Raw genomic sequence first — 26,723 nt, forward strand, 5'->3', positions numbered from 1 at the left:
CCTTGACCTTTCATATGGCGACTATTTTGGCTTATTTAAGCTGGTCTTCCAACTGATCTACTAGCCTGATTGCATCACCAATGTAGCTGGCCGGGCTCAGAGACTTTAAGCTGTTTTTAGCTGGTTCTGGCATTTCTAGGTTATCGATGAATTCACCGATCGCCTGAGCATTGACTTTTTTACCACGAGTAAGCTCTTTAAGCTTTTCATAGGGCTTTTCTATGCCATAGCGACGCATTACCGTTTGTATAGGTTCAGCTAAAAGTTCCCAATTTGCATCTAGCTCATTGGCTAAGCTTTGCTCATTCACTTCTAACTTGCTAATACCTTTTAAGGTCGCCTGATAGGCGATTAACGAGTAACCTAAACCAACGCCAAGGTTTCTAAGTACAGTAGAATCTGTTAAATCTCGCTGCCAGCGACTTACCGGCAGTTTTGCACTTAGGTGCGAAAGAATCGCGTTCGCAATACCTAAGTTGCCTTCAGAGTTTTCAAAATCAATAGGGTTTACTTTGTGCGGCATGGTTGAAGAACCAATTTCCCCGGCGATTGTTTTCTGCTTGAAATGACCTAATGCAATATATCCCCAAACATCACGGTCAAAATCGATAATAATAGTATTGAAACGAGCAATGGCATCATACAATTCTGCGATATAATCGTGAGGCTCAATTTGTGTTGTGAAAGGGTTGTGAGTTAATCCTAAAGAGCTGACAAATTGTGCTGAAAACTCATGCCAATCTACATCTGGATAAGCACTTAAATGAGCATTGTAGTTACCAACAGCGCCATTGATTTTGCCTAATATTTCCACTGATTTAATTTGCTTGAGTTGCTTGTGCAATCGTACCGCAACATTCGCCATTTCCTTACCCATTGTCGATGGAGAAGCCGGTTGACCGTGAGTACGAGACATCATAGGGATATCACGGTATTGTTTTGCTAGTTTAGCTATGGCATCAATAATGGCTTGGCATTGTGGCACTAAAACTTGCTGTAGACCATTGGTTAGCATTAACGCGTGGGATAAGTTATTAATATCTTCAGAGGTACAAGCAAAGTGAATAAACTCAGATACTTGTGCTAATTCATCCAGCGCTTCCACTTTTTCTTTTAAAAAGTACTCAACCGCTTTTACGTCATGATTGGTTGTACTTTCAATATCTTTAATACGTTGAGCATCAACTTCGTTAAAGTCAGCAACTATGTTATTTAAAAGTTTATTAGCTTGCTCACTTAACGCTGGTACTTCATTGATAGCATCAAGGGCAGCAAGGGCCTGAAGCCATCTTACTTCAACTTCAACTCTATACTTGATTAAACCAAACTCACTAAAAAATTCGCGCAAGTCGCTCGTTTTGCTGCCATATCGACCATCTACTGGAGACAGCGCCGTTAAACTAGATAAATTCATCGTAAATCCTGCTCATTAACTCATTAGTCTCAGGGCTTGTTTTGCCGCCAATACTATTTTTTTTCGTGAAAACAATATTTGTCGTCGTTGACCACCTAATTGGCGCCACAACACCGCTGACCGTACACCTGCAAGCAGTAGGGTACGGACCTTTTTTTGATTAACTTCCAAACTTAGATATTGATGATTTCCTGCCACTTGAATTTTAGGGGCCAAGGGGCTCACTAAATCACTGTAAATGCTGGCCAGTGAGGTCAATATTTGTTGATGTTCAAATTCTACATGGGCAAGTTGTCGCTGCACATGTGACACCCGTTGGGCGAGCTCATCCATCACCTTTGGATTTTTTGCCAGTTTGCGCTCTAAACTCAAAATTGACGCAACGTAACGAGTAATTTCAGCGTCCTTTTGTACACTTGAATTATCTAATTGGGCGACCAATGTGGTGAAACCGATGCGTAAATTTGAAAGTTTGCCGTACACTTGTTGCGTATTTTCAGGGGAAGTCACTAATATACTTGATAAAGAAGCTTCAAAAGCGGCTTCATCAGCATTTCCTAATCTTGATATAGACTTGACCAGTGCTGCCGCTTGACATACACCCGCTAATGCAATTTGTGTTTCGATTTGTTTGGTTATCATCAGGCGTTTTGTGACTCAAGATTATTTTTTGATGTTGTTGCAGTAACAAAACTGTCCCCTTGCTGATAGGCATCGATAATGCCGCCACCAAGACAAACTTGATCTGCGTAAAATACTGCTGACTGTCCAGGCGTTACAGCTTTTTGTGGGGTATCGAAAATAACTTTCACTTTATCTTCTTTTAAAGGCACAATTTGACAATCTATATCTTGTTGACGATAGCGTGTTTTCACCGTAGCTCTAATGGTTTCGGTTAAAGGTAAGCGGTCAACCCAATGCAATTGTGACGCAATTAACCCTCTGGAGAATAAAGCAGGATGATTTGCCCCTTGAGCGACAATCAATACATTTCGTTCTACGTCTTTACCCACAACATACCAAGGTTCATCGCCATAATCTTTGGTACCGCCGATGAGTAATCCTTTGCGTTGGCCTAGTGTGTGATACATCAGGCCATCATGTTTACCAATGGCTTGTCCATCTACGGTTTCAATCACACCAGGTTGAGCAGGTAAGTATTGAGATAAAAAGTCTTTAAATTTGCGTTCCCCAATAAAACAGATACCTGTACTGTCTTTTTTATTATGGGTAATTAAATCATGCTCTTCCGCTATACGGCGTACTTCGGGCTTTTCTAAATGCCCAACTGGGAATAGGGTTTTTTCAACTTGTTCGTGGCTTAGGGTGTAAAGAAAGTAACTTTGATCTTTGTTGTTATCTAAGCCTCTAATCATTTGCCACTTGCCATCAGTAAAACGTTTCTGCACATAGTGGCCAGTAGCAATGTAATCTGCTCCCAAGTCTTCCGCTGCATATTCTAAAAACGCTTTAAACTTGATTTCTTTGTTACACATGATGTCAGGATTAGGTGTTCTACCTGCTTTATACTCTTCTAAAAAGTATTCAAACACATTGTCCCAGTATTCTGCGGCAAAGTTTATTCTGTGTAGTTTTATGCCAAGCTTGTCCGCAACATTTTGCGCATCAGCAAGATCTTCCGCCGCAGCGCAATATTCGTCATTGTCGTCTTCTTCCCAGTTTTTCATAAACAAGCCTTCGACCTGATAGCCTTGCTGTTGCAATAGTAAGGCTGAAACAGATGAATCTACACCACCAGACATACCAATAATGACTTTGGTGTCTTGTGGCGATTTATTTGTAGCAGTTAATGGCAATGTCATAGAAAGTTGAGCGCAAAATTATCCAGTTAAAAAATGAGCGCGGAGTATATCAGATATTGCCTTGGGTGGGTATAACAAAGGGGAGTAAATTAGAGTAAAATATACTCACCATTTGCAATGCCATCTATGGTCCAGCTTCCTACACGATAGCGAATGAGTCGCAGGGTAGGGTGACCAATGTGTGCTGTCATTCTTCTCACTTGTCTATTACGTCCTTCGATTATAGTAATCGCTAGCCATGTGGTTGGAATATGGCGCCGTTCACGTATTGGTGGGACTCGTGGCCAGAGTTGATTTGGTTCGGGTATTATCTTTACTTTTGCAGGTAGCGTCATACCATCTTTTAGCTCAACTCCCTTTTTTAGTGCATTTATAGCATCATTTGAGGGCTCTCCCTCAACTTGAACCCAATATGTTTTGCTAGTTTTCTTTTTTGGGTTAGTTAATTGATGCGCCAATTTACCATCATTGGTCAAAACTAATAAACCTTCGCTGTCTTGGTCTAGACGACCTGCAGGGTAAATATTTGGAATATCTATGAAATCTTTTAATGTGGTGCGATTGTCATTGTCGGTAAACTGAGAAAGCACCATATAAGGCTTATTAAATAATAGTATCTGTCTGATAACAATTTTCCATAAATAATGAACAAAGATAAACAGGTTCTAAGCAATACATAGTATACCCATTGCATTTTTTGCTAGGAATCCACTGGGGATAAAATTTGAACATTAAAAAAGCAGACGAAGCGTCTGCTTTTTTAACATAACTGAACCTAAGATTATGTTTGTAGGAAACTAACGGGATTGTTCCTCGTCTTGTACCAAATCTATATTTTCAGCATGAAGACCTTTCGGTCCTTGCTCGACTTCAAACGTTACCGTCTGTCCAGCTTTAAGTGAACGATAGCCGTCCATATTTATAGTGGAGTAATGTGCAAAGATATCTTCGCCACCATCTTCCGGAACAATAAAGCCAAATCCCTTCGCATTATTAAACCACTTTACTTTTCCAACTGCCATGCTACAACTTCCTAATCATATTCCTTGAAAACTTTTGATCTTGTCTCCACTATGTATACTACGAAGTACTACAAAATCATTCCTTACTAGTGTTGACTAAAGTGACTCACACCTAAAAAGCATCACGCCAGAGTAATGTTGGTAGGGTATGGTCGATTTGTCAAGTAAATAAAACAAAGATACTACCAGTTTACTAAGTAAAATAGATTGCGTTAATTAGAGATAGCCGTAATATAAACTATGAGCAAAGACAATATATTAAGCACTGATGGCGACAAACTGCTGGAAAAACAGCAGCAGAAAACTCAGCCGCCGCCGATGTATAAAGTAATACTGAATAACGACGACTACACACCGATGGACTTTGTTATCGAAGTGTTGATGACCTTCTTTTCAATGGATGCTGAGAAAGCAAATCAACTCATGTTAACAGTCCATTATCACGGAAAAGCGGTTTGTGGCATATATACTGCAGAGATAGCAGAAACCAAAGTAATGCAGGTTAACCAATATTCTCGTAAACATCAGCATCCGCTAATGTGTACAATGGAACCGGCGCAATAAGGGGATTTTATGCTAAATAAAGATTTAGAACAGACCTTAAATGAAGCATTTGTTTATGCGCGTCAGCACAAGCATGAATTTATGACTGTTGAGCATTTATTGCTAATGCTACTGGATAATCCAGCAGCAAGCGAAGCCCTCAAGGCTTGTGGTGCTAAGGTTGAAACGTTAAGAACAGAACTAACAGAATTCGTCAATGAAACTACGCCTCTATTGTCAGAAGAAGATGATGTGGAACGGGAAACTCAACCCACATTAGGTTTTCAACGCGTCCTTCAGCGTGCTGTTTTTCACGTACAGTCTTCAGGAAAAGGTGAAGTTACTGGTGCCAACGTTTTGGTGGCCATTTTCAGTGAACAAGAGTCTCAAGCGGTTTACATATTGAAAAAAGCCGATGTTACCCGCTTAGATGTGGTGAATTTTATTTCACACGGTGTGACTAAAAACGACGACGCAGATGATGGTGGTCACGATGAGCTGCATGAAGAAAGTGCAGAAGGTGATGAAAATCAGTCAATGCTGTCAAAATATGCCACCAACCTAAATTTTGCCGTGAAAGAAGGCAAAATTGATCCTTTAATCGGTCGCGATGGTGAAGTTGAACGATGTATTCAAATATTATGTAGACGTCGTAAAAATAATCCGTTGTTAGTTGGAGAAGCGGGTGTTGGTAAAACGGCAATTGCTGAAGGCCTAGCCTATCGCATTGTGAATCAAGATGTACCCGAAGTTATCTCTGAGAGCACTATCTACTCGTTAGATCTAGGAAGTTTGTTAGCTGGAACTAAATATCGAGGCGACTTTGAAAAACGTCTGAAAGGCATTTTAAAAGAGCTGACGCAAGATAAACACGCCATTATGTTTATCGATGAAATTCATACTATTATAGGCGCAGGTGCTGCATCTGGCGGCGTTATGGATGCCTCTAACTTACTCAAACCAAAATTGAGTAGTGGGGAGTTACGCTGCATAGGTTCAACGACTTATCAAGAATACCAAGGTATTTTCGAGAAAGATCGTGCCCTAGCAAGACGATTCCAAAAAATTGATGTCATTGAACCTAGTGTCGATGATACAACGAAAATTTTGATGGGATTAAAATCCCGTTATGAAGAACACCATAGCGTCAGATTTACCCAGAAAGCTATAGCAGCTGCGGCAGAATTGTCAGCTAAATACATCAATGAGCGTCAATTACCTGACAAGGCCATAGATGTAATAGACGAAGCTGGTGCGAGACAGCGTCTGTTGCCAGAATCCAAACGTAAAAAAACAATTGGTGTTTCTGATATTGAGCAAATCGTATCAAAAATTGCAAGGATTCCAGAAAAGTCAGTTTCTGCGTCGGATAAAGATATCTTAAAGAATCTTGGACGTAACCTGAAAATGGTGGTCTTTGGTCAAGATGAAGCAATTGATAAGCTAAACGAGTCGATTCAGTTGTCTCGCTCTGGTTTAGGTAACGAAGGTAAGCCTATTGGTAGTTTCTTGTTTGCTGGTCCAACTGGGGTTGGTAAAACAGAAGTCACACAGCAATTAGCTAAATTAATGGGTGTAGAACTCGTTAGGTTCGATATGTCTGAATATATGGAGCGTCATTCGGTCAGTCGTCTAATTGGCGCTCCTCCAGGATATGTGGGTTATGATCAAGGTGGTTTATTAACTGACGCTGTGATTAAGCATCCATATTCAGTGGTGTTATTAGACGAAATTGAGAAAGCCCACAGCGATATCTACAACATTTTGTTACAGGTAATGGACCATGGGACATTAACTGATAACAATGGCCGCAAGGTTGACTTCAGAAATGTTGTCTTGGTAATGACCACTAATGCTGGTGTTCAAGCTACAGTGCGTAAATCTATTGGTTTCAAACAGCAAGACGGTAGTCACGACGCATTGGCTGAAATTAATAAAACCTTTACGCCAGAATTTAGAAACCGTTTAGATGCTATCGTTTGGTTTAATCATCTTAACAAAGATGTCATTTTACAGGTTGTTGATAAATTCATTATTGAATTACAAGCGCAACTTGACACGAAATCTGTATCACTTGAAGTATCTGATAAGGCTAGGGCTTGGTTAGCAGAGAAAGGATACGACAAGGCTATGGGAGCTCGTCCTATGTCTCGTTTAATTCAGGAGCAGTTGAAGAAAGAATTAGCCTCTGAGTTATTGTTTGGTCAATTAACCAAAGGTGGAGAAGTGAAAGTAGACCTTAAGAAAGATAAACTTTCTTTTGAATACACTCCCATTGAGGCAAGAAAAGAGCAGGAAAAATCCTAATACAGGCTTTGCTTGAGTACTAAAAACAAAAAACCGCCTTTTAGGCGGTTTTTTTACGTCGAGACGATTTTATTAACGCGCACGATAAATGATTCGACCTTTACTCAAATCGTAAGGCGTCATTTCAACAGTCACTTTATCGCCTGTTAAAATTCTAATGTAGTTTTTGCGCATTTTGCCAGAGATATGAGCGGTGACCACGTGACCGTTCTCAAGTTCTACTCTGAACATAGTATTAGGCAGTGTATCTAACACTGTCCCTTCCATTTCAATACAATCTTCTTTCGCCATTTAAAGCAGTTACCCCAACGTTTAATGAAAATATAGCCGCGCGAACCATACAGAAACTTTACTCATTAGTAAAGTATTTCCTAATATTTATCTGTAGATTACCCATTGATTATTGATAAATCGCTGATGTGGGCGAAATTTTTGTTTGTAGTTCATCTTTTTGCAGTCATCAATTTGATAACCCAAATATAAATAATCCAATCCTAAGGATAAGGTGGCCTTAATCTGTTCTAAGATCATAAAGCTTCCCAATGATCTATGGCTGTAGTCTGGATGATAAAAAGTATAAAGGGCGGATAAACCATCTTTTAATTTGTCAGTGACAGCGACAGCGACTAGTTGATGCTCATCTCGAGCTTCAACAAAAAGTGGCTTTTGCCATTGGCAGCGGATAAAACTCGAATATTGTTCATAATTTGCCGGATACATACTTCCGTCCTTATGATTGGCCTCGATATAGGCTTCATAAAGAGGATAATAATCATCCCGTTCATCAAAACGCATACTGACAGTTAATGATTTGTTTTTACTTTGCACTCGTTTTTGTGATTTGCTAAAACTGAACTCATTACACATGATTCGCAGCGATTCACAGGCTTTGCAATTTCCACAATGAGGTCTGTATAGTTGTTCACCTGAACGGCGAAAGCCTAGGTTGACCAGTTCTGGATAGGCCGTTTTTAAGGCTTCAGACGGAAGCATGCACACTAAAAGTTGCTCTTCCTCTTCAGGAAGATAACTGCAAGTAAACTTTTGAGTGATGCCAAATTTCATTTCAAATCTAATTCTCGTCTTGTCCAAACATCATTTTCGACGCTCTTATTCACCAGGCTTTTAAGCACAGGTAAAAATTCGTCCCGGGGAATTGTTTTACACCCTAATGAGGCTAAATGAGGATTAGTCATTTGACAATCAATTAATGGTAAATTTTGTGCTTTCATATGTGCAACTAGCGCCCAAAGCGCTGCTTTGCTGGCATCAGTTTGAATATGAAACATGGACTCCCCGCAGAAAATACTGTTTAAGCCAATGCCATAAAGCCCACCAACTAGATCACCATCGCCATTCCATACTTCTACAGAATGCGCATGTCCCATATAATGTAAGTCGATATAAGCGTGCAGCATTTCTTCGGTAATCCAAGTATTGTTTGGATTAGAAAGGGTCTCAACATCCCTAGGAACCTGCGCGCAAGCATCAATGACGCGCTCAAATGCATAATCCATGGTTGCTGTATACTGATACTTTCTTACCGACTTTCGCAGGCTACGGGAAGGGGAGAAATCATCCACTAACAGGACACCTCTAGGGTTTGGTGTCCACCAAAGAATGGGTTCCCCTAGACTGTACCAAGGGAAAATCCCATTATTGTATGCGTGTAATAATCTTTCTGGACTTAAATCACCACCAAATGCTAGCAATCCATTAGGCTCATCAAGGGCGAGTTGATGAGCTGGAAAACTTAAGCTATGGTCAAGCTTAAAAAGCTCTATCATGTTTAGACTTTTACACCTTTGTCAGTAGATTAGCGTTATTCCATTGAGTCCAAGTACTTTTCTGCATCTAGCGCAGCCATACAACCTGTTCCTGCAGACGTAATAGCTTGTCGGTAAACATGGTCGCATACATCTCCTGCGGCAAAAACGCCGGGTACGCTAGTCTGGGTTGCATTCCCGTTTAGACCGCTATTCACCACTATATAACCATCTTTCATTTCGAGTTGGCCGTCAAATATTGACGTATTAGGACTGTGACCGATAGCGATAAATAAGCCCATTACATCTATTGAGCTGATGTCGCCAGAATCAGTATCTTTAATCTCTATGTTTGTGACACCCATATCATCCCCTTTAACTTGTTCAAGGGTTTTATTTAGGTGTAGTACTACATTGCCGTTTTCTGCTTTATCTAGCAAGCGCTGAGCAAGAATTTTTTCACTTCTGAAACTATCACGTCTATGAATAACGTGTACTTCAGATGCTATGTTGGATAAATATAATGCTTCTTCAACAGCGGTATTTCCGCCGCCCACTACTGCAACTTTTTGATTGCGATAGAAAAAACCGTCGCAGGTTGCACAGGCGCTAACACCTTTGCCCATGAAAGCTTGTTCGCTTTCTAACCCTAAATACTTTGCAGATGCGCCTGTGGCAATTATCAAAGCATCGCAGGTGTAAGTGCCACTATCACCTTTTAACGTAAAGGGGCGGTTTTTTAAGTCTGTTTCATTAATGTGATCAAAAATGATTTCAGTATCAAATTTTTCAGCGTGTTTTTGCATGCGAACCATTAAGTCTGGTCCTGTGAGTCCTTCAGGATCACCAGGCCAATTTTCAACATCTGTTGTAGTGGTTAACTGTCCACCTTGTTGAATGCCAGTAATCAGGACTGGATTTAAGTTAGCTCTCGCTGCATATACGGCGGCGCTGTAACCTGCAGGGCCAGAACCTAAAATAAGAAGCGGCACATGTCTTGTGTCTGCCATTTACATCTCCAATAATTAACATTCATCTAAATATACGGTCAAAGGTCATGAAATCAATAGAACCAGTCAATATAATTTAGCTAATAATACGAATAGCATAGACCTGATGTTTCTATTAAAACTCACACAACCTATGTTTATTACACATTTTTACATCGCAGACTGAAAAAGTGTTTAAAAAGAATTGTATTTAGATTAATACTTTTTAACAAAAATATATCGAGAAAAGGGTCGATTCGATAAATAACTATGCTAAGCTTTAACAGAGTTAAGGTAAATGGTTTATCAGTTGATGATTCAATTAAGTTCTAGCTTACTTAAAGACGGCAAACGTTATATGGATCTGTGGCCCGTACAAAAGCAACTGTATAGCCTTTTTCCTGATAGTAGAATTGTAGCGGCTACCAAGTTTGGTATTCAAGTGATGCCTCCTATAGCTGTACTTACAGTCGCTTTACAACTCCATTATTTAGGCATGCAACATTTGCCACAAGCCCTAGCCATTGGAATTTTTTTCTTTTCTTTGCCTATACAAGGGCTGTTTTGGCTTGGACATAGATCAAATCAACCACTGCCTCCGGGCATTAAGACTTGGTATTTAGACATTTATCAAAAGATGAAACAGCAAGGCTGTAATCTAGATAGAATTCCGAAAACGCCAAAGTTTAAAGAACTCGCTCAATTACTTAACTCCGCGTTTAAGCAATTAGATAAAGCATTTACTAATTCTCTTTTTTAATCAACGTTAACCAATGGACTTCTACAGTCTCTGCATATGTAGCTTTGTTGGTGTCGTTTTACTTTGTTATGACGGACAGCGGTGAATTCTACTTCACGACATTCACAGGCATATGTAAATCGTTTTATTCCCGCTTTTTTTAGATCCAACTTGTGGGTAACATCGGCAGGGCGCTTAAAGCAGCTTTGCATGATGTTTTGCCACTCATGGCCGTGAGGTTTTACTCTTCCGTAATGATAAAATGCGACTAAATGTGCTAACTCATGTGGGATCACTTGTTGTTCAAAATAATGCTGGTTATGAGTATAGAGTTTTGGGTTAAGTTTTATATGATGCTTTTGCAACCGAGCAGAACCCGCAATAGCACCTCGTTGATCTAACGTAAGCTTTGGTATCGGCATATTGGCAAAATCTGTGTTCGCCAGTTTCTCGTACCAATAGTTTAACCAATGGGAAGCTTGTAGAAAGAGTTCTTTATTTTGCATCTGGTAAAAAGAAGGGGAGACATTAGTCTCCCCTTATAGGTGTTAACTAGAATTTGATTTATTGTATCTTACATTCTAAACAAAGCACATAGCTGGCCATAGGGTCATTTAATTTTGTCATTTCTTTTAAGTCTTTTTCAATATCGAATGCCATTTGCATGACTGGACTTAGAGTTATGCCTATGTTGCTCTCACCTAACACATCAGTGCTTGCTTTAAATAATTTCTGTAGCAGCATGTCTTTTTCTGACATTTTAGGCTCTATGTACTTGGTTTCAAAATCAGTGATACCAGCAAGTTCAGCCGCTTTATTTACCGCAAACTCTAAGTCACCTAGTTCATCAACAAGTCCTAATTCTAGTGCTTGTGTACCGATCCAGACTCGACCTTGAGCAATTTGGTCTACAGCTTCTTTGGTCATATTGCGCTCAGTGGCAACTAATGTAATAAAGCGGTCGTATCCTCGCTCAATATTCATTTGAATGAGTTCGCCATAACCAGGTGCAAGGGGTCTATCAGCAGCTATACCATTTAACTCATTGGTGCTTACCCCGTCAGAGTTAATCCCAATATAGTTAAATGAATTTTCGAATGTTGTGAACATACCGAAAATACCAATTGAACCAGTGATAGTGCTAGGTTCTGACACTATATAATCGGCACTCACTGATATCCAATATCCGCCAGATGCAGCATATGTTGCCATGGAAGCAATGACAGGCTTACCTGATTCTTTAATCAGGTCAATTTCTTTACGAATCACTTCAGAAGCAAAAGCACTACCGCCGCCAGAATCAACTTGAAGCACTACAGCTTTAACGTTTTCGTCTTCTCTTGCTTGTTTTAGCAAGGCTGCAGTTGAATCGCCACCAATAGTTCCTGGCTTTTGAGTACCATCAAGAATTGAACCTTTAGCAACCACGATTGCAACTTTGTCACCTTTTGTATCAGGCAGCGGAATTGCTGGGGTGATTAAGTCTAAATAAGCTTTAAAGCTAACCGCATTGTAAGGCTTATCGTCTTCGCCTTCACCTAAAAGGGCTGTCATTTCGGATCTAAACTCTTCCCGAGATCTTAAACCATCTACCCATTTATTATTTAACGCATATTCTGCAAAATCACCCTTTGCTTCACGGAACTTCGCTAACACTTGCTCGAATGTCTCGTCAAAATTGTCCACTGAAAAACCGCGGGCTGCGGCAACGTCAGTTTTGTATTGATCCCAAAGCTCATTTAACCATGCGCTATTTGCTTCTTTGGCTTCAGGGGACATGTCATTACGGGTATATGGCTCTACTGCAGATTTAAATTTACCCACTTTAAATACATGGGTAGTTGCTTTAATTTTGTCTAACCCGTCTTTGAAGTAGTTCCCGTAGTAGGCATAACCTTCCATTAGAAGTCCGCCCATTGGGTGTACATAAACATTGTCAGCATGTGCAGCAAGGTAATATTGATTACGACTGTAAAAATCGTTGATTGCATACACAGGTTTACCCGACGTTTTAAAATCCTCTATGGCATCGGCAACTAAACGAAGTTTATCTAAGCCTCCACCACCAAGGCCTTGTAATCTTAATATCATGACCTTAATGCGATTGTCATCTTTAGCATTTTTAATCACTTTGACAAGATCGCGGACCAGAATTTCAGGGTTATCTTGCTGTTGACCTGCTGCTTCTTGTACAAAAGTTTCTACGGGGTCAACATATTTTTTCTGGACCACTAAATCGCCATTTAGGTCTAACACCAATGCACTAGAAGGATTAACGGTGATTTTGTCACTATCGCCTGAACTAATGGCAATAATGATTGCGATTAAAATGATGATGAAGAGAATGTTTAAAACCAATCGACGGCTAAAGTTGAGGGCAGTCCATGCACCTACAAATATCGATTTGGTAATGCTACTTTTTTCTGACATTTAAGTTACCTTGCAGTTTCTATTACTTTCATACTATCTAATTCAAAAGATAAACCAAAGCGCCTAATTGTAAAAAGTTGTTACATACTGAGATTTTTACGTTTTTTAACGCTTTTAACGCTTGGTTGGAGGACTTTTTCGCTCAATCCATTGGCTAAGAAGTTTAGCTATACATTTATGATCTTTTTCAGCATATAGCATCAATAAAGATCGCATACGCTGATTAGTTAATTTACTTTTTTGTTTTCTACTAGTTGATTTAGTTAAACGCGTCATATAATTTTACAAGACGAATCGAGTATTATTAGGCTATCTGTATATAAGCGCAGTCACTTTAGTTCTAATGGTTACATGATAGAATTATGGTCCATTGCATAAATCATAGATTTGGTGGAAATTTTTTATGGATGCATTAAAACTGTTACTCAATAGAAGCTCTCAACCAAGGCTTCAAGCACCAGCTCCCGAGGGCGACTCTCTTACCAATATTTTGCAAGCAGGTTTACGTGCGCCGGACCACAAATCTTTATCTCCTTGGCGTTTTATAGTCTGTACAGGCGAAGGGTTAAATAAACTCGGAGAAATCTTTGAGCAAGCGGCTATTGAAAATGGTGTGGATGCTGCCAAAGTGGATCGAGCCTTACAATTACCTCTTAGGGCACCTATGGTAATTGTTGGGATTTGTAACTACAAAGAACATGACAGCGTACCTTGGGCAGAGCAGGTCTCATCTACGGCTTGCGTCTTACATGCTATGCAATTGGCAGCTGTTGCACAGGGGTTTCAAGGCATTTGGCGAACCGGTAGTTATGCCCAAGACGATGTGGTGAAAAAAGCACTGGAATGTAAAGACGAAGATGAAATAGTTGGATTTTTGTATTTGGGGACAAGCCCAATTAAAGCTATACCTAAGCCGCCCAAAGATATTGATGAATTCTGTAGCTTTTGGGATTAAAAAAGCCGCTTAATCAATCTAAGCGGCTTCGTACACCTTCTTAATGACGAGTTACTAGTCTGCAATCACTACAACTTTGCAAGCGTTTGTAGCACCTATGGTTTCCATTTTATCCCCATAGGTCAATATAAACTGGTCACCCGGTTTAAGTAAGCCACTCTCTTTCAGTGTCAGCATCACGTCTCTGGTCATTTCACCGGGAGCACTTACAGTTGAATCAAAATAGAGAGGAATGACCCCACGATACAATGCCATGCTGTTAAGTGTTTTGGTATGACGTGATAAAGCAAAAATAGGCAGGGCAGAGGTAATTCGGGACATTAACTTAGGTGTTTGTCCACTTTCAGTCAAACCAACGATGGCTTTAATATCTGGTAAGTGATTGGCAGCATAAACAGCTGATAGCGCAATGGCTTCGCTAACATCATTAAATGTATCTTCTAAACGGTGTTTACTAATTCTCACACTTCTATGGGTTTCAGCGCCTTCACACACTCTTGCCATAGCTGCAACGGTTTCTATTGGAAATTCGCCTGCGGCAGTTTCAGCTGACAACATAACAGCATCTGTACCATCAAGAACAGCATTTGCAACATCCATTACTTCCGCACGAGTTGGCATTGGGCTAGAAATCATGGATTCCATCATCTGGGTGGCGGTAATTACAACTTTGTTGAGCTGACGTGAACGAGCAATTAATTTCTTTTGCACACCAACTAATTCAGCATCGCCAATTTCCACCCCTAAGTCACCTCGGGCGACCATAACTGCATCGGAAGCGAAAATAATGTCATCTATGGCTTCATCGCTAGCAACTGTTTCTGCTCGTTCAACTTTAGCGCAGATTTTAGCGTGACAACCTGCTTCTACAGCTAACTTTCTTGCGTAGTCTAAATCAGCGCCTGAACGAGGGAAGGAAACCGCTAAGTAATCCACTTCCATTTTTGCTGCAGTTTTAATATCTTCTTTGTCTTTATCAGTCAGTGCAGCGGCAGATAATCCGCCACCTTGGCGATTTATTCCTTTATTATTACTAAGCTTCCCACCTACAGTGACTTCGGTGTGAACTTTTCTGCCCTCTACATGCGTCACTTTTAATTGAATTCGGCCGTCATCGAGTAACAATATATCGCCACTCTCTACATCATCAGGCAAGGCCTTATAATCGATGCCAACAGCTGTTTCGTCACCGTCTTCTTTACCCAATTCTGCGTCTAGAATAAAGGCTTGACCTATGGCTAGTTTAACAGGACCGTTTTTAAATCTAGAAACACGAATTTTAGGACCTTGCAAATCGCCTAATATTGCAACATAAATCCCTAGTTTCTTAGCCGCATTTCTTACACGTTGGGCACGTTCTATATGATCTTCAGCTTGTCCGTGCGAAAAGTTCATTCTGACGACATTAGCGCCAGCTTTTAAAATGCCTTCAATCATTTCAGGTGTGTCAGTAGCAGGACCTAATGTAGCAAGTATCTTAGTTCGACGAGTCATATTCTGTTCTCAATAATCTGTTAGTTATTTTCTTGGCGATTGAAGCGAGAGTTTCGCAAGGTATCTTTTACACGTTTTAGATTTTCTCTAAACTTATTTCCTCTACGCAAAGTAAAGCCCGTTGCTAAAACATCAATAAGAGTCAGTTGGGCTATTCTCGACGCCATTGGCATGTATAAATCTGTATCTTCTGGTACTGATAGTGACAGAACATAATTACAAGCTTTTGACAACGGACTGCCTTCTGTAGTTATGCCTATAACAGTGGCGTCGTTTTCGCGAGCGATATTAGCCACATCTACTAGGCTTTTTGTGCGTCCGGTATGAGAGATAAAAATAACAACTTCACCCTCTCGGCTATTCATACAGCTCATACGTTGCATCAAAATGTCATCAAAGTGCACGACAGGAACATTAAATCTAAAAAACTTGTTTACAGCGTCGTGGCAAACTGAAGCAGAAGCACCTAAGCCAAAAAAAGATATCTTTTTAGCTTGGGTGAGTAAGTCAACCACGCGATTAACCATCGCTATATCCACCGATTGTCGGGCTACTTCCAATGCCGCCATGGTTGATTCAAAAATCTTATTGGTGTATTCGGATGGGCCATCAAATTCATCTACGTGTCGGTTCACGTAGGGAGTTCCGTTAGCTAAACTTTGTGCTAAGTGCAATTTAAAGTCGGGATATCCCTTAGTGTCTAATCGGCGGCAAAATCGATTGACCGTAGGTTCGCTTACATTCGACATCTTTGCTAGCGCTGCAATACTTGAATGTATAGCTACTTGAGGATTGGCGAGAATAACTTCAGCGACTTTCTTTTCAGACTTACTGAACTCAGCCATATCTAGCGAAATTTTTTCTAAAATATTCATATTATGGTCGCTATCTACAGAATTTGGTTAGATTTTGAAGCAATATTACTGTTTGTTTAGATGTTTGTCATTATAGTTGTAACTTTTATACAAAAAAAATTTTAGTAGAGCCTTCAGTAGAAGCAATTTTATTGGCTATTCTGATAATTTAATAGAACCTTCATTAATTCTTAAAAAACAATAAGTAAAGAGTTTTATTAGCTTATTTCTAGCTGTTCTTGTAAACGTATTCATGCAAAGGGTTAACTAATCTATATCAATCTAATTGATAAAATATTTGTAATTTTACTACATTTGTAGTTAACTACGCATACAAAATTTTTCACATTTTCTGAGGCATAAAAATGTCATCCGAAACCAAATACGAACCCATCGATTTTGTTTTATTCGGTACTATGGGCGACTTAGCAAGACGCAAGTTGTTACCTTCTTTATATCAGCTAGAGAAAGCTGGCTTTCTGCATGAAGGCACCAAGATTCACGGTGTGGCAAGACAAAAACACACTCAAAAGCAATATGTAGAAATAGTAAAAGAGAACATCGAAAAGTTCTCTGGCGAACCCTTGTGCGAAGAAACTTGGTCAAAATTTAGCAAACGCTTAGATTATGAACAAATTGATATGAAAAAACCGAGTGATTATAAGAAACTTGGTGAACATGTCGACGCATCAAGAGTTATGGTGTGTTATTTCGCGACTCCTCCCTCAATCTTTGGTGACATCTGCAAAGGCATGGATAGCGCTAGTTTGATTGATGATAGCGTGCGTGTTGTGCTTGAAAAGCCCATTGGCCATGACTTAGATTCTTCTAAAGTAATTAATGATCAAGTAGCTGAATTTTTTAAAGAAAAACAAATCTACCGTATCGATCACTACCTTGGTAAAGAAACGGTTTTAAATTTGATTGCTTTGCGTTTTGCAAACTCTATTTTTGCTACCAACTGGGATCATAATTGTATCGACCACATACAAATAAGTGTTGCAGAATCTGTTGGTATAGAAGGTCGTTGGGGCTATTTTGACGATGCAGGGCAAATGCGTGACATGGTGCAAAACCATTTACTTCAGATTCTTTCACTTGTTGCAATGGAACCGCCTGCGACTTTGGATGCTGATAGCATTCGAGATGAAAAGTTAAAAGTACTAAAGGCACTTCGTCCTATCAATACATCAAATATTTCTGAAAAAACTGTCAGGGGCCAATACATTTCGGGCTTTGTAGCAGGTAAAGAAGTACCTGGGTATTTAGATGAGCCAGATGCTAACCAGAAAAGTAAAACAGAAACCTTTGTCGCCATTAAAGTCGATATTGATAACTGGCGTTGGGCCGGTGTGCCGTTTTATTTAAGAACGGGTAAACGACTTCCGACTAAATACAGTGAAATTGTTATCAACTTTAAGCGTCAGCCGCATAATTTGTTTGGTGATAGTTTCCAAAATCTGCCAGCGAATAAATTGGTGATCCGTTTGCAACCTGAAGAAGGTGTTGAAATAACGGTTATGAATAAAGTACCGGGACTAACAAGTTCTGGCTCCATGAATCTGCAAAAATCAAAACTGGATTTGAGTTTTTCTGAAGAATTCGCTGATGAAAGAATTGCCGATGCCTATGAAAAGCTGTTGTTAGAAGTAATGATAGGTAATCAGGCGTTATTTGTACGTCGTGATGAAGTTGAACATGCATGGCAATGGGTAGATTCTATTATAGACGCTTGGGCAAAAGAAAATGAAGATCCTGAGCCTTATCAAGCCGGTACGTGGGGACCTGTTTCCTCTATTGGACTTCTCGCTAGAGAAGGCCGTACATGGTATGAAGCTAAATTAAAGAAAAAGAAATAAAGATGCCGTTGATAGAACATACTTTTAATAACGCAAATACGTTAAACAGTGAATTTGCCAGCGAAATTGTAGCTAAACTTAAAGCTGCAATTGCCACTAATGGGCGCGCTTCTATCGCAGTAAGCGGAGGTTCAACACCTAAACCCCTGTTTCAAATATTGTCAAAAGATGAAACACTGGATTGGTCAAAAGTGACTGTTTTACTGGTTGATGAACGCTGGGTAGATGACAGTTCTGATGCCAGTAATCAAACATTGGTGAAACAAAACCTCTTACAATGGGCAGCTTCTCAAGCTAATTATGTGTCGATAAAAACCAATGCTGAAAATGCAGTAGATGCAGTAAATGAGATTAATCAAAGGTTATCTTCTGTGTTACCTATTGATATCATCATCTTGGGAATGGGCGCTGATGGGCATACCGCGAGTCTATTTCCTTGCAGTAAAGAGTTAGCCGAAGGCTTGGATTTATCCAATAACAATGCAGTCATCGCAACCCAACCAACAACAGCGCCACATCAAAGAATGTCGTTGACACTTGCCAGTATTATTAGTGCGAATTCTATTTATTTACACATTACTGGTGATGAAAAAAGAGCCGTACTTACCGATGCATTGAAAAATGCCACGCCAATGGAAAAACCTATCTTGGCGGTGGCAGAAAATGCTGATTTACATTTAATGTGGGCCCCCTAGATATGAATTCCATTATCCAAGAAGTTACTCAACGTATCATTGAGCGTAGCACACACACTCGCGCTGCTTACCTAAAAAAGATTGAGAAAGCACGAATAGATGGACCTCACCGAGGTGAGCTATCCTGCGGAAACCTAGCGCATGGTTTTGCTGCATGTGGCAAGCAAGAAAAGTCTGATTTACGCAGTATGATAAAAGCCAATATAGCTATTATCTCTTCATATAACGATATGCTAAGCGCACATCAGCCTTATGAAAGTTACCCCCAAGTGCTTAAAGACGCGGTAGCAGAAGTGGGTAGCGTAGCACAATTTGCCGGCGGTGTTCCTGCCATGTGTGATGGTGTTACTCAAGGTAATCCAGGCATGGAATTGTCTTTGATGAGCCGCGACAATATTGCAATGGGTACAGCCATTGGACTTAGCCATAATATGTTTGACGGGGCTTTGATGTTGGGCATTTGCGATAAGATCGTCCCCGGATTGTTGCTAGGAAGCTTAAGCTTTGGACATCTACCTACAGTTTTTGTACCCGCTGGTCCCATGCCTTCAGGTCTACCAAATAAAGAAAAAGCGCGCGTGCGTCAAGCCTTTGCTGAAGGTAAAGTAGGTCGTGATGCCTTGTTAGAAGCCGAGTCACAATCTTATCATTCTGCTGGTACCTGTACTTTTTACGGGACAGCCAATAGTAATCAGCTAGTAGTCGAGATGATGGGACTGCACTTACCGGGCGCTTCTTTCGTTAATCCAGGTACTGAGCTACGGGATGCATTGACCAAAGCTGCTGCCAAGCAAGTGACGCGCTTGACGGATTTAGGCACTAATTATACGCCTATCGGTCATATCGTTGATGCTAAAGCCATGGTTAATGGCATAGTGGCTCTATTAGCCACGGGTGGTTCTACCAATCACACTATGCACCTTGTCGCTGTCGCTAGAGCGGCTGGTTTAATAGTCAATTGGGATGATTTTTCTGATATATCAAGTGCAACGCCACTAATTACTCGTATTTACCCAAATGGTTCTGCGGATATTAATCATTTTACCGCTGCTGGCGGCATGTCGTTATTATTCAAGAAATTATTGGATAAAGGCTTGTTGCACAATGATGTCACCACTATTTGTGGAAAAGGTCTAGAGCAGTATACAAAAGAGCCTAAATTAAAAGATGGTGAGCTTTTTTGGGAAGATGGCCCACAAGAAAGTTTTGATACCAATGTATTTTCTGATATTGACACGCCATTTAAACCCGACGGTGGCTTATCGGTACTTTCGGGGAATCTTGGTAGAGCTGTAATAAAAACTTCTGCATTAAAGCAACCTGTTTGTCATATCAAAGCGCCAGCTGTGGTGTTTGAAAATCAATACGCTTTAGATGATGCATTTAAGTCCGGTGATTTGAATAAAGACTGCATTGTGGTGGTGAGGTTCCAAGGACCTGCTGCCATAGGTATGCCTGAGTTGCATAGGCTTACGCCGCCTTTAGGTGTACTTCAAGATAGAGGCTACAAGGTAGCTTTGGTTACTGACGGCCGAATGTCTGGCGCGTCTGGTAAAGTGCCAGCCGCTATTCATTTGACTCCAGAAGCTGTTAAAGGTGGATTGATCGGAAAAGTTCAAAATGGCGATTTAATTGAGATTAATACCGAGACAAATGAAATTACCTTACACGTGAGTGAGCAAGAATTAGCAGTTAGAGAACAAGCTAACGTAGATTTGTCAGAAAGTCACAAAGGTATGGGCCGTGAACTATTTGCTGGTATGCGCTCAACCATGACAGGTGCTGAAGAAGGTGCTTGTTCATTATTCATCGGTCAAGAGTAAACGCGTAGGTGGATGCAGTGGAACATAACTTTATCGCAGATGTTGGTGGCACGAATATACGATTAGCCTTGGTTGAATCCGGCGACATTACATCGGTTAAAAAATATCTTTGTAATGACTTCTCTACCATTGAAGAGGCCATTAATCAGTTTAAACAGGATGTCAACGTCGTTAAGTTTTCAGCTGGGTGTATTGCTATAGCTTGCCCAGTGAATCATGACGTGGTGAAAATGACCAATCATAGCTGGGTCTTTTCTAAGACGACATTGCAAGCTTCTTTAGGCTTGTCTGAAATGTATGTTATTAATGACTTCACCGCAGTTGCCTTCTCTTTACCTTGGCTTAAAGATGACCAAGTGATTCAAGTGGGTCAGGGTACTGCTATAGACAAAGGAAATATCGCCGTTTTCGGTCCGGGGACAGGGTTAGGTGTAGAACACCTTACTTATACCTCAACAGGGTGGCAAACCCTAGATGGCGAAGGCGGACATGTGGATTTTTCGCCAAATGATGAAAATGACATCATTATTTGGCATTACTTAAAAAGTTTACATGGTAGAGCTTCTGCTGAAGAAGTCATGTCAGGACGAGGAATCGTCAATATTTACAACGCGTTTTGTGGCCATAAAGGCATAAAACCTGTGTTTACCGACCCCGCTGATATTACCACTGCAGCTTTAAATAATGCTGATGAAACAGCTTATCAAACCTTACAACAGTTTTGTCGCATTATGGGCGCATTTGCGGGCAATCTTGCCCTGAATTTATGCACTACAGGTGGCGTATTTGTAGGTGGCGGTATTATTGGCAAGCTGGGTAAATTCTTCTTGAATAGCGAATTTAGAGCTTATTTTGAAAATAAAGGAATGTTTAACCATTACGTTAAAGACATTCCGACCTTTATCATCGACGAACCTGACCACGGTCTTTTAGGTGCGTTAGCTTATTTAACACAACAACAATCACAGAGTACAAAATAATGAATAACTGGAAACACAGCTCAGCAGATATTTTTAGCCAAGGCCCTGTGGTCCCAGTGCTGGTAATCGATAATCTTGATGATGCATTACCGATTGCAGAAGCCCTGATGAAAGGTGGCATTAATGTGCTAGAAGTTACACTTCGTACAGCCGCTGCAATGGACATTATTGAATTAATAGCGAAGGAAATTCCAGAAGCATTTATCGGAGCTGGTACTGTCACAAATCGTGACCAACTAAAAGCCGTCACCGATGTTGGCGCCAAATTCGCGATTAGCCCAGGGTTGACTGCTGACTTATTGCAAGCGGGCAGAGAGGGAAGTATCCCGCTAATTCCTGGAATCTCAAATATTTCAGATTTGATGAAAGCTAATGACGCTGGCTATGACCATTTGAAATTCTTCCCTGCAGAAGCTGCCGGCGGTGTAAAGACACTTAAATCTATTGGCGGACCTTTCCCGAATACTGTTTTTTGTCCTACCGGTGGAATTGGGCCCGATAACTACAAAGAGTACCTTGCACTGAAAAATGTTAAATGTGTAGGCGGATCTTGGGTTGCGCCGTCTGAAGCCATTGAAAACAAAGAATGGCACATATTGACTAAACTAGCGCAAGAAGCAGTGAATATATAAAGTCTTTACTATTTAACTGTAGAAAAAGGGCGATAGCCCTTTTTTTATATCGTTTGTGTTGAGAAGCTTTGTGACAAGCTTGTTGTTTCACCAACTGCTAACTTCACTGGCGTTGTATTAGCAGCTTCAACACAAAGCATTTGTATAAATCCTTGAGTAGATATGTCTTTCATTGAGGATGCTCTGTCTAAGCCTGGATTCCATACTACTAAACTGTCATGGCCTTTTTGCTTAATTTGTCGGTTGCCAAGTGCTTTTGTCTCAATAACCACTTGCTGTTCGCCTGAGACGTCAGTTTCAGCGGTATGTATACGATCAACTTCTCCCTTAATCATGTAGGGTGAACTAGTAGTAACCTCATATTCACCTGTAGGTTTATCGAAATAGTTGCTCGTAATCCCGTGTATTATAACGTCCTCAACATTGTCGACGTGAAAATAAGTATGCAGAGCTTGGGTTAACTCGATAGTCTGATCACTATGGTTTTTTGTGCACAATAAAATGTCGCAGCTGTCAGAAAATGTAAAGCTAAGAGTTAAGTTTACGCCTTCGGGCAAATACTTGTTAGCAGTATCTTTGGGGGACAGCACTAAGATAGAAGAAACAATTTTATTCTCTTGTTTATTTTCTGACACTTCAACGACTTGCCAATGTTGGTTTCTTACGAATCCGTGCGCAGGCGCTGATGAATCTTCGTGCATATTGGCAAACCAAGGCCAACAAACAGGCACTCCACCTCTAATCGGTGTCGCTTGATCAAAAATCGCTTGCTCGCTTAGCCATAGCAGATCTTTACCTGAGGACTTTGGAGTAAAAGACAATAAGTGACCGCCAAATAACGAGACTACCGCTATACATTGTTCGTTTTCGACAACGATAACGTCCCCGTATTTACCTGTTGCCTGTTTGATACTTGTTGTTGTGTTTTTCATAAGCGCATAAAAAAACGGCTAATCAGCCGTTTTTTCCAAAATTAAGAATTACTCGCTGATATGAGCAATCAAGTCTAAGACTCGATTCGAATATCCCATTTCATTATCATACCAAGAAACTAGTTTTACGAAAGTGTCAGTTAACGCAATACCTGCGCCAGCATCAAAAATTGAAGAGCGCTTGTCACCAATAAAGTCTTGGGAAACAACTTGATCTTCTGTGTAGGCCAAAATGCCCGCTAGACTAGTTTCTGACGCTTGTTTGATGGTGCTGCAAATTTCTTCATAAGATGCAGGTTTTTCAAGATTTACTGTTAAATCTACAACTGATACATCGGCTGTAGGTACTCGAAACGCCATGCCAGTTAATTTACCTTGTAAAGAGGGGATAACTTTTCCTACTGCTTTAGCGGCTCCAGTAGATGAAGGGATGATGTTCTGAAGGGCACCACGACCGCCTCTCCAATCTTTGTGAGAAGGTCCATCAACCGTTTTTTGAGTAGCAGTGGTCGCATGAACAGTCGTCATTAAGCCGTCTTTAATGCCGAAATTATCATGAATGACCTTAGCTAGAGGCGCAAGACAGTTAGTGGTACATGAAGCATTAGAAACTATTGCTTGACCGGCATATTCGTCGTGGTTAACACCCATTACGAACATTGGCGTGTGATCTTTAGATGGCGCTGACATAACCACTTTCTCTGCGCCAGCTTCTAAGTGTTTGTTAGCCGTTTCTTCGGTTAAAAACAACCCAGTTGATTCCACAACTACTTTTACACCAACACTGTCCCAAGCAAGTGCTGCAGGGTCTCGCTCGCTTGTCACACGAACAGTTTTACCGTTGACTACGAGATTACCGTCTACAACTTCAACACTACCGTTAAATGGACCGTGAGTCGAATCGTACTTTAACATATATGCAATATAATCTACGTCTAATAAGTCATTAATTGCGACTACTTCGATGTCATTACGTTCGGTCGCGGCGCGAAGCACCAAGCGTCCAATGCGTCCAAATCCGTTAATGCCTACTTTAATTGCCATTGTGGCTCCTCACTTGTATTATATTGTGAAAATTAATTACGAAAATTATGCACAATTATTAACTGAAATGCAAAACATAGATTAAAATTGTTGTTAAATTACAAAATTGATAATGTCATGTTAATTGCAAACGTATTCAATTGGGAATTTGGCGGTCTTGGTGAATAATGCAGCGTTACAAAATTGTAAATGACGAATGATATAACCATTTAAGTTAGGAATAACAAATGACCGACTATTTGCAAAAATTGGTGGAACATAAAGGCCTTGGCTCCGAATTTGTAGACGCTTGGGGAAAACCCGCCAAAATTGCACGCGAGAATCAATTAAGAATTCTGCAAGCTATGGGATACGACCTGACAACACCTGAAAGTATTTCAGCTCAACTGATAGCTGAAGCAGAAACTGAATGGTTAACACAGCTAAATCCTGTCTATGTGTTAAGAAAAGAAAAGCTTTTAAGCTTTTCTGTACGAGTTTCCATTGATAACGCAGCGAAAGCGCACAATTTTAAAATTATCACCGAAAAAAACGACAAGCTGAATGTGAAATTTGTGCCCGTTGATCATGAGCTGGTAGCAACCACTGAAATAGACGGCATTGAATATCAGCAATATTTAGTTTCAATAGAGCAAATCTTGCCATTGGGATATCACCAACTTGAACTTCATTTGGGCCGTAAAAAGCTTACCGAATCAAAGCTCATTCTTGCCCCTGCAACTTGTTATATTCCCCCTGAAATCAAAAAAGGGCGAAAGTTATGGGGCCTAAGTGTCCAATTATACTGTTTGAAAAGTCAACGCAATTGGGGAATTGGGGACTTTTCTGATTTAATTACGCTGGTAAAAGAAAGTGCTGAAAGAGGCGCCGATTTTATCGGTTTAAACCCTATTCACGCGCTATATCCTGCCAATCCTGACGCTTGCAGTCCATACGGCCCCAGTTCTCGGCGTTGGTTGAATTATTTATATATAGATGTTGAGAAGGTGCCTGGCTTTGACGATGTCAAAGTGCATGATTTCATGCAGCAAAATGACTATAGCGCTAAATTATCTCATCTACGCGCAACGGAATTTGTCGACTATGCTGGCGTTGCTGAGGCAAAGCTACCAGCCTTAGAATGTGTGTTTGATTGTTTCTCCCAAAAGTATTTAGTTAAAAACACTAAATATAAAAAGGCGTTTGATAAGTTTGTTCAAGAAGGTGGTGATAGCTTACATAACCTCGCCGTTTTTGAAGCCTTACAGATGGATTTGAAACAACAAGGTAAACCGCATTGGGGCTGGCCAGTGTTTCCTGAAAACCTTAAAAATGCTCAGTCTAGCGCGGTAAAACGATTTGCTAAAAAAGCTGAACATCAGGTGTTATTTTACAAGTTTTTGCAATGGCAAGCGTTTGAACAATTTTGTTTGGCCAGTAAAGTTGCAGAAGATGCGGGTATGTTAGTTGGTTTGTATAGAGATCTCGCGGTAGGTGTTAGCGATGGAAGCGCTGAGATATGGGGTAATAAAGATTTATACTGTACTCAAGTAAGTGTTGGCGCACCACCTGATATTCTTGGTCCGTTGGGACAAAAGTGGGGCCTTCCCCCCATGGATCCCGATGTGCTTTATCAACAAGCTTATGGGCCAATTATTGAATTGTTTTCGGCCAACATGCAAGCCTCTGGCGCATTACGCATTGACCATGTAATGGCATTATTACGTTTATGGTGGGTACATAATAGTGACACTGCAGATAAAGGGGTATATGTTAATTATCCAGTAGACGATTTATTAGCAATTTTGGCCTTAGAAAGCCAACGCAATAAGGCCTTGGTAATAGGAGAGGATTTAGGCACAGTACCTGATGCAATTCGTGATAAATTAGCCGCTAACGGCGTGTATTCTTACCGAGTATTCTTCTTTGAACAGGCGGAAGATGGTGGTTTCTATTCACCGTCGCATTATCCAGTACAGTCCATGGCGACTTTAACCACCCATGATATGCCAACACTTAGCGGCTTTTGGCATTGCGATGATTTTGTTTTGGGAAAAGAAGTTGGTGTGTATCCGGACGACGAAGTGCTGGCAGAATTGTATGATGATCGTCACGAAATGAAACAACAAATACTGGACAGTTTACATGGTCACGGTAGTATCCCTGATTATATTAGTCGCGATGTAAATTATGTGGGAATGACTAAAGAATTAAATTTTGGTATGCAAACCCACATGGCATCTGGCTCTAGCGCGCTGCTTAGTTTACAGTTAGAAGATTGGTTACAAATGGATAAGCCTGTCAATATACCGGGCACCTTTAACGAGTATCCGAATTGGCGTAGAAAATTATCAAAAAATCTCGAAGATATTTTTTCTCAACCAGAGATTCAGCATCTTGCAAGCGAATTGACCCAAAAGCGTAGACAAGCAAGTAAATAAAG

General features: G+C 40.5%; 25 protein-coding genes. 10 read left to right on the top strand and 15 right to left on the bottom strand.

Annotation, left to right across the window (positions count from 1 at the left end):
• Positions 1-31: 31 nt before the first annotated feature.
• The 5 genes from purB to cspD all read right to left on the bottom strand — a co-directional run bounded on the left by purB (position 32) and on the right by cspD (position 4,259).
• Positions 32-1,414 (bottom strand): adenylosuccinate lyase, encoded by a 1,383-nt coding sequence (gene purB / locus ACNKW3_RS10380; protein WP_427399227.1) that lies wholly within the window; start codon positions 1,412-1,414, stop codon positions 32-34.
• 15 nt (positions 1,415-1,429) lie between these two features.
• The gene (hflD, locus tag ACNKW3_RS10385; protein ID WP_427399228.1) at positions 1,430-2,056 is read right to left on the bottom strand and encodes a high frequency lysogenization protein HflD; all 627 of its coding nucleotides are present in this window, start codon (positions 2,054-2,056) and stop codon (positions 1,430-1,432) included.
• Positions 2,056-3,237, bottom strand: coding sequence for a tRNA 2-thiouridine(34) synthase MnmA (gene mnmA, locus ACNKW3_RS10390; RefSeq protein WP_427399229.1), 1,182 nt, complete (start codon positions 3,235-3,237; stop codon positions 2,056-2,058). Before mnmA ends, hflD begins: the two co-directional genes overlap by 1 nt.
• Positions 3,238-3,326: 89 nt before the next feature.
• Entirely contained in the window at positions 3,327-3,899 is a 573-nt protein-coding gene (locus ACNKW3_RS10395) for a pseudouridine synthase (RefSeq protein ID WP_427399411.1), read from the bottom strand.
• Positions 3,900-4,034: 135 nt separating this feature from the next.
• Positions 4,035-4,259 carry a cold shock domain-containing protein CspD gene (gene cspD / locus ACNKW3_RS10400; protein WP_427399230.1) on the bottom strand — a complete coding sequence of 75 codons (225 nt, stop codon included), beginning with the start codon at positions 4,257-4,259 and terminating at the stop codon, positions 4,035-4,037.
• Positions 4,260-4,499: 240 nt separating this feature from the next.
• Here cspD and clpS point away from each other — a divergent pair, with 240 nt between their 5' ends.
• Both clpS and clpA read left to right on the top strand, forming a co-directional pair.
• Positions 4,500-4,823 (top strand): ATP-dependent Clp protease adapter ClpS, encoded by a 324-nt coding sequence (clpS, locus tag ACNKW3_RS10405; RefSeq protein WP_427399231.1) that lies wholly within the window; start codon positions 4,500-4,502, stop codon positions 4,821-4,823.
• Between the two features lie 9 nt (positions 4,824-4,832).
• A complete protein-coding gene (gene clpA, locus ACNKW3_RS10410) occupies positions 4,833-7,109 on the top strand; it encodes an ATP-dependent Clp protease ATP-binding subunit ClpA (RefSeq protein WP_427399232.1) in 2,277 nt (758 codons plus the stop codon).
• Between the two features lie 72 nt (positions 7,110-7,181).
• Here the strand turns inward: clpA and infA are convergent, their stop codons facing one another.
• From infA to trxB, 4 genes are all read right to left on the bottom strand, one after another.
• On the bottom strand, positions 7,182-7,400 hold the full coding sequence (gene infA / locus ACNKW3_RS10415) for a translation initiation factor IF-1 (protein WP_006010397.1): 219 nt from the start codon (positions 7,398-7,400) through the stop codon (positions 7,182-7,184).
• An 87-nt stretch (positions 7,401-7,487) separates the two neighbouring features.
• Positions 7,488-8,174, bottom strand: a complete 687-nt coding sequence (locus ACNKW3_RS10420) for an arginyltransferase (protein ID WP_427399233.1) — start codon at positions 8,172-8,174, stop codon at positions 7,488-7,490.
• Positions 8,171-8,896, bottom strand: a complete 726-nt coding sequence (aat, locus tag ACNKW3_RS10425; RefSeq protein WP_427399234.1) for a leucyl/phenylalanyl-tRNA--protein transferase — start codon at positions 8,894-8,896, stop codon at positions 8,171-8,173. Before aat ends, ACNKW3_RS10420 begins: the two co-directional genes overlap by 4 nt.
• A 35-nt stretch (positions 8,897-8,931) precedes the next feature.
• Complete coding sequence (gene trxB, locus ACNKW3_RS10430; protein WP_427399235.1) at positions 8,932-9,885, bottom strand: thioredoxin-disulfide reductase; 954 nt, start codon at positions 9,883-9,885, stop codon at positions 8,932-8,934.
• A gap of 277 nt (positions 9,886-10,162) precedes the next feature.
• Here trxB and yfbV point away from each other — a divergent pair, with 277 nt between their 5' ends.
• Positions 10,163-10,624, top strand: a complete 462-nt coding sequence (gene yfbV / locus ACNKW3_RS10435; RefSeq protein ID WP_427399236.1) for a terminus macrodomain insulation protein YfbV — start codon at positions 10,163-10,165, stop codon at positions 10,622-10,624.
• On the opposite strand, the gene ACNKW3_RS10440 is transcribed toward yfbV, so the two are convergent.
• Both ACNKW3_RS10440 and sppA read right to left on the bottom strand, forming a co-directional pair.
• Positions 10,621-11,109, bottom strand: coding sequence for a SprT-like domain-containing protein (locus ACNKW3_RS10440; protein ID WP_427399237.1), 489 nt, complete (start codon positions 11,107-11,109; stop codon positions 10,621-10,623). The two genes, yfbV and ACNKW3_RS10440, sit on opposite strands and share 4 nt — an antisense overlap.
• A gap of 58 nt (positions 11,110-11,167) precedes the next feature.
• Positions 11,168-13,033, bottom strand: coding sequence for a signal peptide peptidase SppA (sppA, locus tag ACNKW3_RS10445; protein ID WP_427399238.1), 1,866 nt, complete (start codon positions 13,031-13,033; stop codon positions 11,168-11,170).
• Between the two features lie 403 nt (positions 13,034-13,436).
• On the opposite strand from sppA, the gene ACNKW3_RS10450 reads away from it, so the two are divergent.
• The gene (locus ACNKW3_RS10450) at positions 13,437-13,988 is read left to right on the top strand and encodes an NAD(P)H nitroreductase (protein ID WP_427399239.1); all 552 of its coding nucleotides are present in this window, start codon (positions 13,437-13,439) and stop codon (positions 13,986-13,988) included.
• 54 nt (positions 13,989-14,042) lie between these two features.
• Here the strand turns inward: ACNKW3_RS10450 and pyk are convergent, their stop codons facing one another.
• Together pyk and ACNKW3_RS10460 are read right to left on the bottom strand one after the other, a co-directional pair.
• Positions 14,043-15,482: a pyruvate kinase gene (gene pyk / locus ACNKW3_RS10455; protein ID WP_427399240.1), complete on the bottom strand. Its 1,440-nt coding sequence runs from the start codon at positions 15,480-15,482 to the stop codon at positions 14,043-14,045.
• A gap of 20 nt (positions 15,483-15,502) precedes the next feature.
• Entirely contained in the window at positions 15,503-16,357 is an 855-nt protein-coding gene (locus tag ACNKW3_RS10460; protein ID WP_427399241.1) for a MurR/RpiR family transcriptional regulator, read from the bottom strand.
• Positions 16,358-16,701: 344 nt separating this feature from the next.
• Here ACNKW3_RS10460 and zwf point away from each other — a divergent pair, with 344 nt between their 5' ends.
• From zwf to ACNKW3_RS10485, 5 genes are read left to right on the top strand one after another with little or no spacing between them, the layout of a single operon-like run.
• Positions 16,702-18,195: a glucose-6-phosphate dehydrogenase gene (gene zwf, locus ACNKW3_RS10465; protein ID WP_427399242.1), complete on the top strand. Its 1,494-nt coding sequence runs from the start codon at positions 16,702-16,704 to the stop codon at positions 18,193-18,195.
• Positions 18,196-18,197: 2 nt separating this feature from the next.
• The gene (gene pgl / locus ACNKW3_RS10470; RefSeq protein WP_427399243.1) at positions 18,198-18,890 is read left to right on the top strand and encodes a 6-phosphogluconolactonase; all 693 of its coding nucleotides are present in this window, start codon (positions 18,198-18,200) and stop codon (positions 18,888-18,890) included.
• 2 nt (positions 18,891-18,892) lie between these two features.
• Complete coding sequence (edd, locus tag ACNKW3_RS10475) at positions 18,893-20,713, top strand: phosphogluconate dehydratase (protein WP_427399244.1); 1,821 nt, start codon at positions 18,893-18,895, stop codon at positions 20,711-20,713.
• Between the two features lie 17 nt (positions 20,714-20,730).
• Positions 20,731-21,693, top strand: a complete 963-nt coding sequence (gene glk, locus ACNKW3_RS10480) for a glucokinase (protein ID WP_427399245.1) — start codon at positions 20,731-20,733, stop codon at positions 21,691-21,693.
• Positions 21,693-22,325 carry a bifunctional 4-hydroxy-2-oxoglutarate aldolase/2-dehydro-3-deoxy-phosphogluconate aldolase gene (locus ACNKW3_RS10485; RefSeq protein ID WP_427399246.1) on the top strand — a complete coding sequence of 211 codons (633 nt, stop codon included), beginning with the start codon at positions 21,693-21,695 and terminating at the stop codon, positions 22,323-22,325. Before glk ends, ACNKW3_RS10485 begins: the two co-directional genes overlap by 1 nt.
• 44 nt (positions 22,326-22,369) lie before the next feature.
• Here ACNKW3_RS10485 and ACNKW3_RS10490 read toward each other — a convergent pair whose 3' ends face one another.
• Positions 22,370-23,257 carry a D-hexose-6-phosphate mutarotase gene (locus ACNKW3_RS10490; protein ID WP_427399247.1) on the bottom strand — a complete coding sequence of 296 codons (888 nt, stop codon included), beginning with the start codon at positions 23,255-23,257 and terminating at the stop codon, positions 22,370-22,372.
• A 48-nt stretch (positions 23,258-23,305) separates the two neighbouring features.
• Positions 23,306-24,301 carry a type I glyceraldehyde-3-phosphate dehydrogenase gene (gene gap / locus ACNKW3_RS10495; RefSeq protein ID WP_427399248.1) on the bottom strand — a complete coding sequence of 332 codons (996 nt, stop codon included), beginning with the start codon at positions 24,299-24,301 and terminating at the stop codon, positions 23,306-23,308.
• Between the two features lie 227 nt (positions 24,302-24,528).
• Here gap and malQ point away from each other — a divergent pair, with 227 nt between their 5' ends.
• A complete protein-coding gene (gene malQ, locus ACNKW3_RS10500; protein ID WP_427399249.1) occupies positions 24,529-26,721 on the top strand; it encodes a 4-alpha-glucanotransferase in 2,193 nt (730 codons plus the stop codon).
• The last annotated feature ends 2 nt before the right edge of the window (positions 26,722-26,723 follow it).

Origin of the sequence: Glaciecola sp. 1036 (assembly GCF_050306235.1) — a bacterium.
GTDB lineage: Bacteria > Pseudomonadota > Gammaproteobacteria > Enterobacterales > Alteromonadaceae > Glaciecola.

Coding starts and splice junctions, on each gene's coding strand:
- zwf (WP_427399242.1), top strand. CDS start 16,702: ATGTCATCCGAAACCAAATACGAACCCATCGATTTTGTTTTATTCGGT.
- pgl (WP_427399243.1), top strand. CDS start 18,198: ATGCCGTTGATAGAACATACTTTTAATAACGCAAATACGTTAAACAGT.
- ACNKW3_RS10460 (WP_427399241.1), bottom strand. CDS start 16,357: ATGAATATTTTAGAAAAAATTTCGCTAGATATGGCTGAGTTCAGTAAG.
- clpA (WP_427399232.1), top strand. CDS start 4,833: ATGCTAAATAAAGATTTAGAACAGACCTTAAATGAAGCATTTGTTTAT.
- hflD (WP_427399228.1), bottom strand. CDS start 2,056: ATGATAACCAAACAAATCGAAACACAAATTGCATTAGCGGGTGTATGT.
- clpS (WP_427399231.1), top strand. CDS start 4,500: ATGAGCAAAGACAATATATTAAGCACTGATGGCGACAAACTGCTGGAA.
- yfbV (WP_427399236.1), top strand. CDS start 10,163: ATGGTTTATCAGTTGATGATTCAATTAAGTTCTAGCTTACTTAAAGAC.
- purB (WP_427399227.1), bottom strand. CDS start 1,414: ATGAATTTATCTAGTTTAACGGCGCTGTCTCCAGTAGATGGTCGATAT.
- cspD (WP_427399230.1), bottom strand. CDS start 4,259: ATGGCAGTTGGAAAAGTAAAGTGGTTTAATAATGCGAAGGGATTTGGC.
- aat (WP_427399234.1), bottom strand. CDS start 8,896: ATGATAGAGCTTTTTAAGCTTGACCATAGCTTAAGTTTTCCAGCTCAT.
- ACNKW3_RS10450 (WP_427399239.1), top strand. CDS start 13,437: ATGGATGCATTAAAACTGTTACTCAATAGAAGCTCTCAACCAAGGCTT.
- gap (WP_427399248.1), bottom strand. CDS start 24,301: ATGGCAATTAAAGTAGGCATTAACGGATTTGGACGCATTGGACGCTTG.
- edd (WP_427399244.1), top strand. CDS start 18,893: ATGAATTCCATTATCCAAGAAGTTACTCAACGTATCATTGAGCGTAGC.
- pyk (WP_427399240.1), bottom strand. CDS start 15,482: ATGACTCGTCGAACTAAGATACTTGCTACATTAGGTCCTGCTACTGAC.
- ACNKW3_RS10440 (WP_427399237.1), bottom strand. CDS start 11,109: ATGCAAAATAAAGAACTCTTTCTACAAGCTTCCCATTGGTTAAACTAT.
- ACNKW3_RS10420 (WP_427399233.1), bottom strand. CDS start 8,174: ATGAAATTTGGCATCACTCAAAAGTTTACTTGCAGTTATCTTCCTGAA.
- malQ (WP_427399249.1), top strand. CDS start 24,529: ATGACCGACTATTTGCAAAAATTGGTGGAACATAAAGGCCTTGGCTCC.
- infA (WP_006010397.1), bottom strand. CDS start 7,400: ATGGCGAAAGAAGATTGTATTGAAATGGAAGGGACAGTGTTAGATACA.
- trxB (WP_427399235.1), bottom strand. CDS start 9,885: ATGGCAGACACAAGACATGTGCCGCTTCTTATTTTAGGTTCTGGCCCT.
- ACNKW3_RS10490 (WP_427399247.1), bottom strand. CDS start 23,257: ATGAAAAACACAACAACAAGTATCAAACAGGCAACAGGTAAATACGGG.
- ACNKW3_RS10485 (WP_427399246.1), top strand. CDS start 21,693: ATGAATAACTGGAAACACAGCTCAGCAGATATTTTTAGCCAAGGCCCT.
- mnmA (WP_427399229.1), bottom strand. CDS start 3,237: ATGACATTGCCATTAACTGCTACAAATAAATCGCCACAAGACACCAAA.
- sppA (WP_427399238.1), bottom strand. CDS start 13,033: ATGTCAGAAAAAAGTAGCATTACCAAATCGATATTTGTAGGTGCATGG.